Here is a 12,476-nt window from a genome sequence, read left to right as displayed (position 1 = left end):
CCTCGAACTTACTCGTTTTCCGCCGCGGCAGCAGCCTTTTTCGGCGCGGCCTTCTTGGCGGGCTTCTCGGCAGCTTCAGCAGCAGCAGCCTTCTTCGCCGGCTTGGCACCGCCCGTCAGGATTTCGGAAATCTTGATGACGGTTTCGTGCTGGCGATGGCCGCGCTTGCGGCGCGAGTTCTGGCGACGACGCTTCTTGAACGCGATGACGGTTGCGGCGCGGCCCTGCTCGACCACTTCCACCGCCACGGTGGCGCCTTCCACGAAGGGAGCGCCGATCGAGACGTCCGCACCGTTGCCCACGGCGAGCACTTCGGTGATTTCAATCACGTCGCCAGCATTGGCGTCGATCTTGCCGACGGTGATGACGTCGTTGGCGGCAACGCGATACTGCTTGCCACCCGTCTTGATGACTGCGAACATTTTTTGCCTTTCGCTGTTCGGTCCGACCTCTTTGAACGCGGGGAGCGTTCGGGTCGTCTTTTTGTCAGTCTTGGGGTTCAAATCGACTCCGACGCGGGCAAGACCCTCGCCGGAACTGTGCGCGTGTAACCGAAGGGGCGCATCGAGTCAAGGCGACCCACAAATAAGTCGCGAAGGGGCCTTGTGCATCCGGCCGCGACTCGTTATCTACCGGGCCGCGCCGGTAACGGCCCAACCACAGTTGCGGAGAAGTGGCAGAGTGGTTGAATGCACCGCACTCGAAATGCGGCATAGGTGCAAGCCTATCGGGGGTTCGAATCCCTCCTTCTCCGCCAGAAACTTTAGTAACTGTTTGTAATGGTTGCGATATTTCCCCCGATAGTTTGGGAAGCCCTCATTTTACCCCACAGTCTGTTTGGATTTTGATGGTCTGAATTGGTCGCAGGTGGACAACGCATGGGCAATATGTGCCAGCAGCGCTCATCCAGACCGGCGGGGATCGACGTGACTTGGCCCGATGGCGACCTCCGCAATATCACTATTCAAGATCAGCTTTTGTACAGTCGAGACAGGCAGGAGCTTCCACTCTAAGGCAGCCCTGCATGCCCCCAAATCGTCGCATTCGAATTCAGTTCGCTATTGATGGTGCGGGCTAACAAGCCCGGACGCCGAATGCTCGACTTCGCGGCACAGGAAAGACAAGACAGCCGCGTTTATTGCTCACAGTTCTCAATTCCCGTAGAGAAAATCTCCGAGGAAGTAATGGTAATTGCTTGCGTTACGACGTGCATCATCTGGTCTATCGGTCGCCAGCTGCAAAACTTCATCCTCTTTGTATAACTCGGCCGGCACCCCGTTGCTATTTGCATTGGCGACATCCGGTAGATGTGTCATTTCGTGAAAAAAAATTATTGGACGTGAAATCACACCGACCTCAGGGTAAGAAAAGTACTTGGCTGTAAACAACAGCTCGTGGCCACCTTCTGCAGATGCCACAGCGTCTTCAAACGTGTTGCTGTCGTTAATCATATCACACGCGAATGTCACGCTGTCTGCGAGACCACGCGCCGCGATAAGTATGCCGAGAATTTGCTGTTGTTGGTTTGAGCTGTTTACACCCAGCCACTTGGTGAGCTTGTCCACGGCCCTCGCATCCTCATTTCTCACGGCAGTGATAGCGCGATCCAGCCCCCTCTTCATTTCGCTCCTCGCCGCGTCGAGCATCGAGGCCGGCGACCCAGTGCATGTAACAGGAGCAGCAAAGCCGACAAGTGGCGTCAGACTACCGATTAGTGCCATGGATATCGTTGCAATGAGCTTCATGATAACCTATACGTTGACAGCACAACTGGCATTATACGTGTATTTAGCGGTAATTCTCAATTAAAAAAAACTGTCTTTGATTCGCCTAGCATCACCATGACACCCCCGTTAAGGCACCAACCATGTATAGGTTATTGAACAATATTCTTGTCGTCAATGAATACAATTAGGTGAAAATAGTAGTTACTACAATACGTTGTTTCCGTTGGCCAGACTATATTCGTGATCTTTCTCGCGACGCCGCAAGGTAGTTGAGTGCGCCCTTGCGCCGGCCAGCGAAGCATGTTTCGGAAGAGGGGCACATGAAGGACTGGTCCACTGTAGTTTGCCAGCTGAACAAGGCCGTCGGCGACGTAGTCGACAGAATCCACCTGCGGCGATCTGATCAGATTGGTGTCGGCACGCACGCGCATGTGGAGATGGTGCGGTGGGACAACCCGGCTGATTTGCTGAAGATCTTAGACAGCGTCCAACATGGTGACCATCCGGTCTTTGAGCCCGGACCGGATGGCCGACTGATCGGATTTGCCACGGGAGCGCCTGCTGGCGCTGCGCCGCGCGCCGCGACCCCCATTGGTACGCCGACGAATCCGGAGCTGGTGGAAGGTGTCTCGCGGCTGGCCCGCGCGATCGACGAGGCTCGCGTTGCCGATTTTGCGCTGCGGCTCAAAGTCAGTGCGGCCAAGGCAGCGCAGGTCTTGGGGGCGAAGCCAAAGAGCCCCACGGCGGGAAATGCGCAAACGCCGCAGGAAGACCATTCCGTCAGCCTAGGCGCGCGGCTCCAAGAATTCAAGCAGGCGCTACTGGCCACCCTGCAGCGCGCCATGGATGTAAATGGCGTGGCGTCTCGAGCGGGGGACCACCTGATCTCGGCCCTGGCAGAACTACAGCCGCGAAAGGAGAAGGTGCAGAACGACTACTCCCGCGCCCATGTACCTGACGCCTTCATGGACGAATTGGCCGTTGCGATAGAAGTTGGAGCACAGGATTTCGTCACCGTTCTGCTCGACCACATCGAAGTGTTTTGGCGAACTGAGATCGTACGGGCGCTCACCGAGGAAGAGACCCTGCTCGTGAGCAAGGCTGGCCTCACGCCCGAGGCAGCACGGGCCAGCTTTAGCGGCGATCTGCGGCGGCTCCGCAAGGCGATCCACAAGGCCGGCGACGATTTCGCGCTGCGCATGCGAAGCGGTGGCGTCTCGGCGCCCGTACTGGCGATTCCTAAACCCTTCGGCGCTTTGAGTGTCCTAGGCAGCGCTGTCCGTTATCCGATGCAGTTTGCGGCGTTGGCGACCTTCATTCTCATACCTGCGGCGCTGGTCATGGGGATCTCGCTTGAGGCAACGTCGGGACCTGCCTTACTGCGCGGGCTCGTCATTTTCGTGCTGCCGGTCCTGCTTGTCCTCGCCTTCTACCAAGCCAGACGGACCAGAATCCTTGCCATCGATGCTGCGCTCGAAAACGCCCGGAGGCAGATCCATGCCGAGAAGGCTAAGACGGCGCGCGAGATAAGCGAAGCTGTAGGCAGCGCCGTTTCAACCTTCATCGACTCTCTCGATGCCCGCCTGGAACACGATGTCATTGCGGCGGCAGAAGCTATCCGTAGGCATGCACGCAAGCGTGAGGACAGTGGACGGGAACTAACCCGGACAGCGACCTCGAGTCGTGTGAAAGCACTCGAACAGCTACAGGATGACCTCGCATCGGCAATCGGTGCGGCGCAGAGCCAGATCGGCAAGCTGCTCGAGGCAGAACTCGCCGTCAAGGCTCGGGTCGAGGCAAGGGCTAAGGGCGAGATTGATCGCGCCGCTGCTCTGGCGAGCCGCCAGGAGACGCGCCGGAGAAAGCTCGAAGAAGCCAAAAAGAAACGTGCGGAGTCTAGAGCCGGGAAATCGACTGAACTCGAGGGGGCACGATAATGAAAATCGGTGTCGAGCTCGGCTGGCGTGCCGTTCGCATTATTACTGTAGGTGCCCAGAATGAAATTCTTTCGGTCAACGATGTCGCACAACCCGCCGTCGTCTCGACGCCGCCAATCGTTGCCCTTTCGGGAGGTGGCGCTCTGGTGGGGCAGGCCGCCATCGACTTAGTTCGGGACGAGCAACAGGCGGGCAATCTCGTCACGATCGGGCATGCGCTTGCTGGCTTAGGAGACAGCAACCACTCCCCTGAGCTGTTGGCCGTCCTGCTTGAGAAAATTGGACGGGATATCGAAGGGTTTGGAAGCATCCGTTCCAATGTCGCCTTCATCGTCTCCGATGACATCATCGCTCGCGACGAGCGCGGTGACGCCGCACGAGATCAACTGGCCAAAGCGGCGGCGTGGGCGAACTTCAAGAACCCGTCCCTCTTGTATCGGGTGGAAGCGGCAGCCCGTGAGGGGCTGGACACGTACAGCAAGGCCGAGCTCGACGCCCTAACAATTGCGACGCGGCCAGTGGTGCGGACGCTGGTTATCGATGCCGGGCCGCTGTCGCTTTCTGCGTCCACACTTGGCATCGTGTTCGAAGAAAATAGGCACGTCGGTCCAACGACTAGAAGGGCGTTGTGGGCTGGGCGGCCGGCAGCGGCGCCTGGGGGGCTGCCCGATGGCGAAGCCGACACGAAAGCAGAGCAGAGCATTGCGCTTGCGTTCGATATGTTCAGGCATTTTGCCCAGACGGTCGAAGCGCAAGCGGGCGCAAGTTTCTCCGCGCCTACACTGGACAGGATCTGGGAGCTGGTTCGCAGTCCTCATTCTCCACCATTTCAGCCGGTCATCGATAGCGTGGGAACGCGCCATCTCTTCGATGTCAAGGAATGTCGTCGAAACCTGGCAGACGCGGTACGGCGCGATCTTCCTGGCCTCCTGGCGGACTTTAAGACGCATAGCGACCACAGCTTCATCTTCATCGGAGGGCAATACGCTACGATAGCCGAAGTCAACGAAGCCATTCGCGAAGTCTGCAAACAACGGCTCGGCCCTACTCTGCACTTCACGGAACTTCCTGCGCATGGCGTCGCGGGTGCCGTCCGGTTCGATGACCTTTCCTCTGTTCCACTTGTCACGCCTACACCTCTCCAAGAAGCGCCTAAGTCTCTAAGCGACATCCAGGGAAAGCCAATCAACGACGGCGAGTTGGATTGCCTCCCTCAAGAAAAAAAGAAAGGTGGCGGGACCTCGGTTGTGTCGGAACCCAATTTGCTAGACCCAATCGTTTCGCCGATCCCATTCGACTTGACGAGAGGCGTTGACGAGGCCGGCAAGCAGGTAGGGGTCTTCTGGGCGGAGAAGATCGACAGGTTGCTGAGGCTCCGAGGCACCGCGCCTAGCGTTGGACTCAAGGAGCACTACGAGCGACATTTGAGGAAAGCGGGCATCGGTGAAACTGTCCAGAGAGTTGGACCAGACGGCCTAGCATCGTTGTGGAAGCGCATGTTCGGTCCGCGGACCGTCGACGATGCGACCACCAATCCGAGCAAAGTCTATCTTAGGCCAGCGATCGTGGATGGTTTGGTCGCGGAACTCCAAGCGCTAGCGGGGACAGTGGTGTTCGACAAAGCGTCTGCAAAGGCGAGCGTTGAAGCAAGCTTCAGGAATGCAACCGAATTTCGTGACGCAGAACAGTTGCAGATTTCGGAACATTTCGCGACCTATGTCAGTTCACAGCGCAACGGTGCTGTCCCAGAGTCCACTGCGTTGGCACTCTTCAACGGTTATGGTTCCTCAGGGGCAAAGCGGCCTGCCGGCGTATCAGTGCCAGATCAGATCATTTTGACTGATGCGGGCGTCACGCGCACCCGTCTGTCCGGCCGAACGCGACACCACACCCTTGGATATGCGCCCGAAGGCTTTCGCAGCATTCTTGCATCCTCCAGCAGGACGATTCGCCGCTGGCAGTTTATGCCCTGGTTCAGGTGGCTGATGGGCGGGCATGTCAGTCTGGTACAGATGGTTGGGATCGTAGCGCTATTCGCGATCGTCCTGACGCTTTCAGGCATGTCGATCGTCAGGGCCTTGCAGCCTACTCTCCTGTATGCAGACACCGAGGGAGGCGTTCTCGACTGCAGCGCCCCTGATCCTGAAAGTACCGATCCGGCAAAGCCTCATAATGTCACCTGCACTGGCGCAACCGAGGCCAGCTTCGGAGCGAGCTCGCGGTTCCATGACGGCTGCTATCTTAATGTTCTTCGGCTCGTACTTCCTGGTCAGAACCTGCCCTTCGGCGTCGAGCAGGTCTCATCGATATGGGCGCCCTCGGAGAGTGACGCCGACCTGGTTTGTCAAGAATCCAATGGCTTCGACATGCTCGGGATCCTCAATGACCATAAGAACTTGGACAAGTTGACATTTTTGCTCAGGCAACGACCTGAGGGACCTGAGGGAGCCGCGGGACCTGCGATCTCTACGGGGCAGAGTCCGGACGCACGGTATGCGTGGCGCTTTGTAGACTTCAAATTTCCGGCCGACCCGCCCGTTGGGCCGGTGAAGCTCGTTGACATCACGTGGCTTAGCGCGGCACCTGGGCCCGAGGGCATTCCGCTACGTAGCCCGTTTAATTTCGTTGTTTCGGACAGTCAGAACAGCAATACCCAGCTTCAAGTTACCGAATCTGGCCTGTGCGTGGATGTAGGCGCGCGCCTGAGCATCGTCGCGATCGGATCAGGGAAGAACCCTGCAGATAAGCTTGCGTCGATAGTAAGTGACGGTCCCGGCAAGGATATCGAGTTCATCCGGTTCGCGATCAAGGACAAGCCCAACTTGGCCTCAATCAATAAGCCTTTGGCCAACAACAAGCTATTCATGACTCGAACGGCACGTGCCGATCCGGCGGGGTTTGGCCCACCCCCCAACCGCAATGACATGCTGCAGATCTACCCTGATATGCACGAGCTTCTGAGGAAAGCGCCGCCATTGGGATTGGGTCGCCCACGACTGGTTGGGACGTGCACCTAGATGACCGACGAGGATGTCGAGGGCCTCATCGGTGACCTTGAGGCCCGTCTTGCGCAAACGGAAGCCGCAATCGTCGAAGTGGAAGGCTTCGTCGCGACCGCAAGGCTGATCCGTGGCGCAGCCGGTGGGGGAAGGCAGGCGTTGGCCGAGGTGATCAGGCCCATCTCGACACGCCTGAATTCTGAACTTGCCAACCTTCTGGTGCTTCCCGATGCGGTGATTGCCGGACTCGGAACCTTGAGCGGGCAATTGGAGACGGCGCCGGAGGATGTCGCTGCCATGCTCGACGAGGTGGAGGGGCGGCTGGAGAGTCTGCTGGAAGAACTCGCGAGCCATACGGAGGCGCTGAGTGTGCAGGCAACCGAAGCCATCGACAGCGCGACGGCCGAACTCGACGCACGTTTGGCCAGCCTCGCAGAGTGGGTAGATGAGCTGCTCGGTTCGTTCGAGGACGGAATCGGAACTGTCGAGGAGCTGCTTGACGACACCATCGGACGGATCGACGCCATTCACGGAGCTAGCCTTGGCGAGGCATTGGACTTCGTCGAACACCTTGATGGCAGCCTGGGGCGCATCATCGACGGTCTGGAGGACATAGAGCGCGTCATCGAGCCTGTCATGCCCGTAATCTCGGTGCTGGAATCGGTGACATGACCCTCAAGGTGTCCATGGATCGCCTGACAGCCTCGTTGAAGAGCCTCGATGCAGCCGCTGACATCCCGAGCTTCGACACGGTCACACTTCCTCCCTCGGTCCAGCGACTGCGTGATGAATGTCAGAATCTGGCTCAGGCCCTCGCGAATATCGGAGATTGCGTCTCTACCAATGTCGTCATACTCAGGGATCTGGACCAGCGAATTCAGAACGAAGATCTGGTGAGCGACCTTTTGTCGTCGATCGAGGCCGAAGCCGAGGCATCGCAGGAGCAGGTTCAGAATGCGATCGATCAGTTCGACGAGCTTGCCCAGAACATTGGTCAACGGTTGACGGACGAGATCGAGGATTGGTTTGCCGACGCTCTCGAGAGCCTCGGCGACACGCTGCAGAACTCGTTAGATGAGCTGAGGGACGCGGCGTTGGAAGGTCTTGAGGCTCTTGGAGATCATGCCAGGGATTCAATCCTCGACGTTGGCAATAGAGTTGTCGATCGCATTGAGTTGCGATTGCGCGGCGCGGCCGGAGACGTTGTCGAGGCTGCCGCCGAGCGCGCTCTGACCGAGTTGGCCGAGACCATGATGACCGCACAGATGGGCGTGATGGTTACAAGCGCCATCGGACCCTACTTGCCAGTCGTGATCGCCCTGCAGCCGGCGCTCCCAGCTCTCCAGGACGCACTCGACATCATGCGCGGTGGCTTCTGATGTCGCGCTTGCTCACCGAGGATGAAGAGACGGAACTGGCTCTCGCAATCGATGATCTCGCCAGGGAGGTCGATACGCTCTCGGCGTTTCTTGATGGGCTGAAGACGACGATTTCGAGCTCCATGACCCAGGTCCAGGCGGTATTTGATGGCTTCGAACGTGATGCGGCTAGCCTCACCGACGAAGTCCACGGGATGACCACGCTGGCCAACGAGGCCGCGGACACTATTCAGCGGGCAGGATCGGAAGCCGCCGATGCATTGACCGCGCTCAATTTCCTGCTCGACGCCGCCGAGGAGACGGCCTCGCCGATGTTCGCCATTGCCGACCAGATCGAGGAAGCAGCGACGGCGATAAGGGAGGACATGGAGGCGTTCGTCGATGATTGGCTCAGCTCCCAACGTGACGCGCTCGACGCGGGAGTGCTCGAGTTGGGAAGTGCACTCGATGAGGCGCTGGTCGAACCTGTAGCGGAAGCATTGGACGACGTCCTGGCCGCACTAACCGACGCAACGGACCAGGCACTGGCGGAGGCGCTTCAGCCCGCAGCTGACACGCTGACTGAAACGGTTGAAGGCATGCTTGATGAAATCGTCGAGCGCCTGACTGAAGGTGACGCGGAAACGCAAGGCGTGAATGCGGCAATCCAGCCCGTGATCGACGCCCTGAGACAGCCCATAGAAGCGCTGATCGATCAGGTCGAGCGCGTGACCCCTTTGGCATCCATGGTCGGAATGGCGTGAGAGAGCGGAGATGGCCACTAAGCACGAACTCATAAGTAGGCTTCGCATTAACACCGCTCATGCGAAAGGCCTGTTCATTCGGGCGCAAGCTATCGCCACGTCAATAGCGAAGCTGAGTGAGCCGGTCGCAGAGGGCACCGACGCGGACACAATTCTGGATGAAGCGAGGGCTATGCTGGTTGATGTCGGCCAGAGTGGCCTCGACAGGATTTCCCAGCATCTCGACGAGGGAATGAATGAGATCCGGCGGATCGCCGAGCAAGTGGAGCAGGTCGCCGGGAGGGTCGCAAATCTGCCGGAGACGCTTTCCGAAGGCACCATAGAGCTGCTCAAGGAAACGGCTGACGCGATGGAGGATCGCATCGCGGAGTTGATCGATATGGCGACAACGACCTTTGAGGAGACCGAGCAGCGAGTTGTCACCTGCATCGAGGAAACCCGATCGCGGGTGGCGTCACTTGCCGAGCAGGCGCAAAACACCGTCTACGCTGCTCTCGAAGACCTAGGGCGAGTCCTCAAGCAGTCCCGTTCCGACGTGGACAGGATTATCTCAACCCTGGAGCGGACCCGTGCAACCGTTCTGACGATCTGTAATACGGTTGGGATCGGCGCGTCGTCCGCCCGTCCCGTCATTGAAACTTCGGTCTCGGCTTTTTCCGCGGTGAATTGATCCGCCAGCTTTCGACGGGAAAGGGGGCAGTTAAGCGTTCAGTAGATGCTCGACCGGCTCGGGTGAGCCCCAGGCGCTGTCGGCGGCCAGCCTCTCGGGATAGAGGTCGAGCCGATCCTGGGCGCACTCGATCATCGTCCGCGCCGCAACAACCTGCGCCTGACGGATGGCGGTGCTCGCCTCGACATCGACGATGGCCACTTCGCCTGTTCGATCGGATGTCCGCTTTTAAGATGCGACTAAGGTCTGCTCAACGTCCGCTTTTTCGGGCGCGAATAGGTTCGCGCTTGATGGCGATCGATTGGGGCCGGTGCCGTACCGTTACCTAGTCGGCAAACTTGAAGGTGCATGGCGAGTGCATTTGGCAGGCCATACAGCGCGCTTAGCAGCGTTTGCTGCTTTTGGCGGTGGCAGGGGCGTGCCGAACTGCATTCTACGCTACACGGGCATGCCCAGCAGCGGCTGCTTGAGCCCGGGCATACTCATCATCCCGCGCCCCCGCCACAGCCACTTTCCATCAGGCGGAAAGCCGAAGAGCCTGCCTAGGGCTGCTAGCAAGGGATAGGGCTGTGCCCATGGTCAGTACTCCTCTGCCCGCATGATGGTGAGCACACGGGCAGTGACGGTGGGATCGGCCGGATCGGGAGAGCCATAAATGAAATCACGGTCATAGTAGTCGATCTTCCAAAAATATCTGACGCCGCCGTGCTCGATTGCTCCAAAGTCGTGCTCGCCATGTGGATCGTTGCCGGTATCGAAAGCGTCGAACTGGGCACCGTCTCTTAAAAGCCCATGAAGTGCCTCCTCGCCGAGGAGGGCTACCCCGTGGGTGACAACGACCCTCCCGCCAACGAGCGTACGGCGGAAGATGTCGTTCACCTGAGTAAGCGATAGTGCAGCACCGCTCATTCGTAATGACCGCACAGCCATATCGCGGCTCAACATGCGGTATCGATCGGGTAGGCCGGATGCAGCAATGCAATCCGGTTTCGGCTCCGCACGAAGTTCGGCAAGTCCGGCCAGCGGCGCAAGTTCCTCCGCACCCACTACATGAACAAGTTCCTGAGCCGGTGAGATTGCCGGGAGGCAAAGGGAGGACTGGATGGCTGAAAGTCTAGCTCAAAAGGTCTGCACGCCGTGCCGGGGTGGCGTTTCACCACTGACGCAGGAGGAAGCGGCGGACTACCTGTCCCAGACGCCGGGATGGGAGTTGGAGGACGACGGGCACTGGCTGCGCCGCAAGTTCAAGTTCGCTGATTTTCGGGAAGCGCATGGCTTCATCGACAAGGTCGGCCAACTCGCTGAGGAACAGGGCCATCATCCCGACATCTGTTTCGGCTGGGGTTACGCCACCGTCTCGCTACAGACCCACAAGATCAAGGGGCTCCACGAGAACGACTTCATCATGGCAGGCAAGATCAGCGAGCTGGCTGGCCGGTGATCAGCCGAAGCGGTCCTGGATCTGGGGCATGGCCGACCTCATTCAGCCGAAACTCGTAAACGAGCCGTTCTCGGATCCTGTCCTGTTTCTCGATTTCCGCTTCCGGCGCCGCGCGCTTTTGTTCGACCTGGGATATCTGACGCCGCTTTCCACCCGCGAGATCGTGCGCGTGAGCCATGTTTTCGTCTCCCACATGCACATGGATCATTTCGTGGGCTTCGATCGATTGCTTCGGTCGCAGCTCTACCAGCCAACCGGTCTCCATTTGATCGGCCCACCGGGGCTCGGAGATGCGGTCGAAGCCAAGCTCAGGGCATATACCTGGAACCTGCTCGGCCCGCATTCGGCCGACCTGGTGATCTGCGTCGCCGATTGGACCCCGGCCGGGTTCGTTCGATGCAGTCATTTCAGGGCTCGGGCGGGCTTTGCGCGCGAGGAAGGCGAGCCGCCGCGGGTGCCAACCGGCGTGCTTCTCGAGGATGACGAGTTTCGTGTCGAAGGGGCGATGCTGGATCACGGAATCCCCAGCCTTGCCTTTGCGTTGCAGGAGAAAGTCAGGGTCGATGTGCGCAAATCGCGGCTCGACCAGCTCGGCCTGCCCGTTGGGCCCTGGCTGACCGAGGCCAAGCGGTCAGTTCGGCGTGGCGATGCTCCTGACACGAAAATTGCGATCGGCCGTCGAGACATATCGCTGGCCGAGCTGTTGGCCACCCAGGCACTGACGATCGGTCCCGGACAGCGGGTCGCCTATGCGACCGACCTCATTTACAACCCGGAGAACGTGGCGCGCGTCGTCGCGCTGGCACGGGGTGCCAGGCAGTTCTTTATCGAGGCCGGCTATCTCGACGAGGATCGAGCGCTGGCCGCCTCGAGGCGCCATTTGACCGCCGCGCAGGCGGGACGTATCGCCCGTGCGGCAGGCGTGACCCGTGCCTTGCCGATGCATTTTTCCTGGCGTTACCTGGAGCGCGAGGATGAGCTCAGGCGCGAATTCGAAGCAAACTTCGATGGCGGCCGGAAGGCCGGGCATCCCAAAATGACGCGCAACGGTTCCAACTCTTGAGCGCATCCTGCGGTCGGAAAGTCGTTTCCGATCATTGAAAGGAGCATTTTGACGACCACAGTTGGCCGTGCCTCCGCGTCAATGCCGATGCCTGGCGCGCCGCGCATGACAAGGCCGAGAAAGAGGTCCGCGGCATCTGAGGCGATCAAGGCCGGCATCTTCCAGCCAACATGACCGCGGAGATGGATGCGCGTAAGGCGGAGTTGGCGGGCCTGCTATCCAACAGGTTACCGAGCGCCCCTCAGCGTCGGCACCGACTGCCTGCTTTGAGGAAAAAATGTAGCTGATCCGAATGACCAACATTCGGGCGCGTTGCTGACTGGCAGTTTGGGGGCCGTCTGCGGTCAGTCCGCTGTTGGTGACCGCCGAGTAAAAGCGGACAGGGGCGGTGACGTTGCCCCCAGGTTTTATCCAGTTTTGAGTTCGTTTCCGGCGTTGGTTTTGCCCTGATGGGCGGGTGGAACGGCGGGCGTTGGCGCGGAGCTTTTCGCATTGCGCAGCGCCAAGGCCCGAGGCG

Annotated in this window: 11 protein-coding genes, 1 tRNA gene and 1 pseudogene; 9 read left to right on the top strand and 4 right to left on the bottom strand. The window is 59.4% G+C overall.

Going from position 1 to position 12,476, the window contains the following annotated elements:
- Positions 1 to 8: 8 nt before the first annotated feature.
- Positions 9 to 422: a 50S ribosomal protein L21 gene (gene rplU, locus ABLE85_RS11720; protein WP_106725128.1), complete on the bottom strand. Its 414-nt coding sequence runs from the start codon at positions 420 to 422 to the stop codon at positions 9 to 11.
- Between the two features lie 245 nt (positions 423 to 667).
- Between rplU and ABLE85_RS11715 the strand changes: the two genes are divergently transcribed.
- Positions 668 to 757: transfer RNA gene (locus ABLE85_RS11715), tRNA-Ser, on the top strand.
- Between the two features lie 394 nt (positions 758 to 1,151).
- On the opposite strand, the gene ABLE85_RS11710 is transcribed toward ABLE85_RS11715, so the two are convergent.
- Positions 1,152 to 1,622, bottom strand: coding sequence for a M35 family metallo-endopeptidase (locus tag ABLE85_RS11710; protein WP_348793200.1), 471 nt, complete (start codon positions 1,620 to 1,622; stop codon positions 1,152 to 1,154).
- Positions 1,623 to 2,047: 425 nt separating this feature from the next.
- Here ABLE85_RS11710 and ABLE85_RS11705 point away from each other — a divergent pair, with 425 nt between their 5' ends.
- From ABLE85_RS11705 to ABLE85_RS11680, 6 genes are read left to right on the top strand one after another with little or no spacing between them, the layout of a single operon-like run.
- Complete coding sequence (locus tag ABLE85_RS11705) at positions 2,048 to 3,664, top strand: hypothetical protein (protein ID WP_348792915.1); 1,617 nt, start codon at positions 2,048 to 2,050, stop codon at positions 3,662 to 3,664.
- Positions 3,664 to 6,681, top strand: a complete 3,018-nt coding sequence (locus ABLE85_RS11700) for a hypothetical protein (RefSeq protein ID WP_348792914.1) — start codon at positions 3,664 to 3,666, stop codon at positions 6,679 to 6,681. The genes ABLE85_RS11705 and ABLE85_RS11700 overlap by 1 nt, the downstream gene beginning before the upstream one ends.
- A complete protein-coding gene (locus ABLE85_RS11695) occupies positions 6,682 to 7,335 on the top strand; it encodes a hypothetical protein (RefSeq protein WP_348792913.1) in 654 nt (217 codons plus the stop codon).
- On the top strand, positions 7,332 to 8,042 hold the full coding sequence (locus ABLE85_RS11690) for a hypothetical protein (RefSeq protein WP_348792912.1): 711 nt from the start codon (positions 7,332 to 7,334) through the stop codon (positions 8,040 to 8,042). Before ABLE85_RS11695 ends, ABLE85_RS11690 begins: the two co-directional genes overlap by 4 nt.
- Positions 8,042 to 8,785: a hypothetical protein gene (locus ABLE85_RS11685; protein WP_348792911.1), complete on the top strand. Its 744-nt coding sequence runs from the start codon at positions 8,042 to 8,044 to the stop codon at positions 8,783 to 8,785. The genes ABLE85_RS11690 and ABLE85_RS11685 overlap by 1 nt, the downstream gene beginning before the upstream one ends.
- 10 nt (positions 8,786 to 8,795) lie before the next feature.
- On the top strand, positions 8,796 to 9,455 hold the full coding sequence (locus ABLE85_RS11680) for a hypothetical protein (protein WP_348792910.1): 660 nt from the start codon (positions 8,796 to 8,798) through the stop codon (positions 9,453 to 9,455).
- A gap of 36 nt (positions 9,456 to 9,491) precedes the next feature.
- On the opposite strand, the pseudogene ABLE85_RS11675 reads toward ABLE85_RS11680, so the two are convergent.
- Together ABLE85_RS11675 and ABLE85_RS11670 are read right to left on the bottom strand one after the other, a co-directional pair.
- Positions 9,492 to 9,650 (bottom strand): annotated as a pseudogene (locus tag ABLE85_RS11675) (IS5/IS1182 family transposase); the annotation flags it as partial.
- Positions 9,651 to 10,034: 384 nt separating this feature from the next.
- Positions 10,035 to 10,502 (bottom strand): DUF3768 domain-containing protein, encoded by a 468-nt coding sequence (locus ABLE85_RS11670; RefSeq protein ID WP_348792909.1) that lies wholly within the window; start codon positions 10,500 to 10,502, stop codon positions 10,035 to 10,037.
- A gap of 55 nt (positions 10,503 to 10,557) precedes the next feature.
- Between ABLE85_RS11670 and ABLE85_RS11665 the strand changes: the two genes are divergently transcribed.
- Complete coding sequence (locus ABLE85_RS11665; RefSeq protein ID WP_348792908.1) at positions 10,558 to 10,896, top strand: 4a-hydroxytetrahydrobiopterin dehydratase; 339 nt, start codon at positions 10,558 to 10,560, stop codon at positions 10,894 to 10,896.
- Between the two features lie 28 nt (positions 10,897 to 10,924).
- Complete coding sequence (locus ABLE85_RS11660) at positions 10,925 to 11,959, top strand: MBL fold metallo-hydrolase (RefSeq protein WP_348792907.1); 1,035 nt, start codon at positions 10,925 to 10,927, stop codon at positions 11,957 to 11,959.
- Positions 11,960 to 12,476: the final 517 nt, after the last annotated feature.

The sequence above is a fragment of the Mesorhizobium sp. KR1-2 genome, from assembly GCF_040045035.1.
Lineage (GTDB): Bacteria > Pseudomonadota > Alphaproteobacteria > Rhizobiales > Rhizobiaceae > Pseudaminobacter.
Note: the sequence above shows the minus strand (reverse complement) of the source record. Positions and strands in the feature narration are given on the sequence as shown.

Excerpts from the sequence above, each read along its gene's own strand:
- ABLE85_RS11710 (WP_348793200.1), bottom strand. The coding sequence starts at position 1,622 with ATGAAGAGGGGGCTGGATCGCGCTATCACTGCCGTGAGAAATGAGGAT.
- ABLE85_RS11700 (WP_348792914.1), top strand. The coding sequence starts at position 3,664 with ATGAAAATCGGTGTCGAGCTCGGCTGGCGTGCCGTTCGCATTATTACT.
- ABLE85_RS11695 (WP_348792913.1), top strand. The coding sequence starts at position 6,682 with ATGACCGACGAGGATGTCGAGGGCCTCATCGGTGACCTTGAGGCCCGT.
- rplU (WP_106725128.1), bottom strand. The coding sequence starts at position 422 with ATGTTCGCAGTCATCAAGACGGGTGGCAAGCAGTATCGCGTTGCCGCC.
- ABLE85_RS11665 (WP_348792908.1), top strand. The coding sequence starts at position 10,558 with ATGGCTGAAAGTCTAGCTCAAAAGGTCTGCACGCCGTGCCGGGGTGGC.
- ABLE85_RS11705 (WP_348792915.1), top strand. The coding sequence starts at position 2,048 with ATGAAGGACTGGTCCACTGTAGTTTGCCAGCTGAACAAGGCCGTCGGC.
- ABLE85_RS11690 (WP_348792912.1), top strand. The coding sequence starts at position 7,332 with ATGACCCTCAAGGTGTCCATGGATCGCCTGACAGCCTCGTTGAAGAGC.
- ABLE85_RS11685 (WP_348792911.1), top strand. The coding sequence starts at position 8,042 with ATGTCGCGCTTGCTCACCGAGGATGAAGAGACGGAACTGGCTCTCGCA.
- ABLE85_RS11660 (WP_348792907.1), top strand. The coding sequence starts at position 10,925 with ATGGCCGACCTCATTCAGCCGAAACTCGTAAACGAGCCGTTCTCGGAT.
- ABLE85_RS11680 (WP_348792910.1), top strand. The coding sequence starts at position 8,796 with ATGGCCACTAAGCACGAACTCATAAGTAGGCTTCGCATTAACACCGCT.